A 1,829-nucleotide genomic window follows, 5' to 3' on the forward strand; every position below is an offset into this window, starting at 1 on the left:
CCCGGAGCGGGAGACCCGGGCCCGGGGGCCGCGCCCGTCACGCCGGGGGACGTCGACCGCACGGGGTCCGCGGCCACGGCCACGGGCGACGCCCACCGGCCCGGGGGCGCCCCCGGCCCCACCGGGGAGGCCGTGCTCGGCGCCCGGGGTCTGGCCGTCGGCTTCCCGCTGCCCGGCCGCCGGGTGGCCCGCGCCGTGGACGGCGTCGACCTCGACCTGCGCCCCGGCGAGATCCTCGCCCTCGCCGGGGAATCCGGCTGCGGCAAGACCACCGTCGCCCGGGCCCTGCTGGGCCTGGAACCCCCCACCGCCGGCGAGGTCCTGCACCGGGGCCGTCCGCTGCCCCGGAGCCGACGCGGCCTGTTGGCCTTCCGCCGCGCCGCCCAGCTGGTCCTCCAGGACCCCACCGGGGCCCTCAACCCCCGCCACACGGTGTACGAGGCGGTCGCCGAGGGCCTGCGGGTGCACGGCATCCGGGACCGGGAACCCGAGCGCGTGGCCGCGGCCCTGGCCCGGGCCGGCCTGCGGCCCCCCGAGCGGTTCTTCCACGCCCGCCCGCACGAACTCTCCGGCGGCCAGCGCCAGCGCGTGGTCATCGCCGGTGCCCTGGTCACCGGGCCCTCGGTGCTGGTAGCCGACGAACCCGTCGCCTCCCTCGACGCCTCGGTGCGCGGGGAGATCCTCGCCCTGCTGCTGCGCCTGCGCGACGAGACGGGGCTCGCGGCCCTCGTCGTCACCCACGACCTCGGCCTGGCCTGGAACATCGCGGACCGGGTCGCGGTGATGTACCTGGGGCGGATCGTCGAGATCGGCCCCACCGCGGAGGTCCTCACCGCCCCCCGGCACCCCTACACCCGGGCCCTGTTGTCGGTGCTCCCGGATATGCCGCCGGAGGGCCGACGGCCGCTGGTCGGGGAGTCCCCGGACGCGGCGGCCGTGCCGGGCGGCTGCCGCTTCCACCCCCGGTGTCCGGAGGTCGCGCCGCCGCACGCCGACGCCTGCCGCACCCGGCCGCTCCCGCCGCTGCCCGCCGATCGGGACGGCGCGGCCTGCCACCTGGCCGGGGGTGGGGGGTCGGGGCACGGAGAACCCCGAGGAAGTTGATCGTGGTCCGGCCGTGGCCACCCGGAGGGCGTTGACGCGTTTCCCGTGCCCGCGACGGGCCCCGCGACGGGCCGGACGGTGCCGCGCGCCGCGTGGCCCCGGCCGCGTCCCACCCGTCGCGTTCTCACCACGGGCACGGCCCGCTCCGCCCGACCGGCGGCGGAGCACCGCCACGCCACGTCACCCGCGCCCGTGGTGAGAGCGCGACGGGACGCCGACCCGGGGCCGAACGGGGAGAGCGAACGGCTCCGCAACGGGCTCGCGGTCACGCCCGGGCGACTTCGCGACCTTCGTGGGGGTGTCCCGGCCGGGTGAACCTCTCGTACTCCGGCGGGGCTTCATGATCGGGACGGGGTCGCTCCCTCCGCGGAGAGTTCCGGGTCGGATTTTCGCCGGCTTCCGACACCGGCGCCCGTGGTGATCAACTCCATGAATCGACTCGAGGGAAACGTGGCCCTGATCACGGGCGGAAGCCGGGGCATCGGCGCCGCCGTCGCGTTACGGCCGGCCGAGGAAGGCGCCGATGTCGTCCTGACCTACGAGAACGGCGCGGAACGCGCGCGTACATCACCGGAGCCTCGATCCACGTCGACGGCGGCTTCACCGCCCGAGACGCGAGTCCGCCCTCGCGACCCGGTCGAGGACCCGGTCCGCATCGGGAAGGGCCATCGTGTGACCGCCGGAGGTGGCGTGGACTTCCGGGGGTCGTGCGGGGGCCACGGGGC

At 77.4% G+C, this 1,829-nt stretch carries 2 protein-coding genes; both read left to right on the forward strand.

Annotated features, from left to right (window positions below; all coding sequences use genetic code 11):
* Window positions 1-1,104, forward strand: a 1,104-nt coding sequence (locus tag FNQ90_RS21830; RefSeq protein WP_407699416.1) for an ABC transporter ATP-binding protein, incomplete at its 5' end; no start/stop codon positions are given.
* Window positions 1,105-1,533: 429 nt separating this feature from the next.
* Window positions 1,534-1,829 (forward strand): SDR family NAD(P)-dependent oxidoreductase (locus FNQ90_RS21835; RefSeq protein ID WP_182607918.1); only part of this gene is annotated, 296 nt, incomplete at its 3' end.

The organism is Streptomyces alkaliphilus (genome assembly GCF_014141535.1).
In the GTDB taxonomy this organism is placed as follows: Bacteria; Actinomycetota; Actinomycetes; order Streptomycetales; family Streptomycetaceae; genus Streptomyces; species Streptomyces alkaliphilus.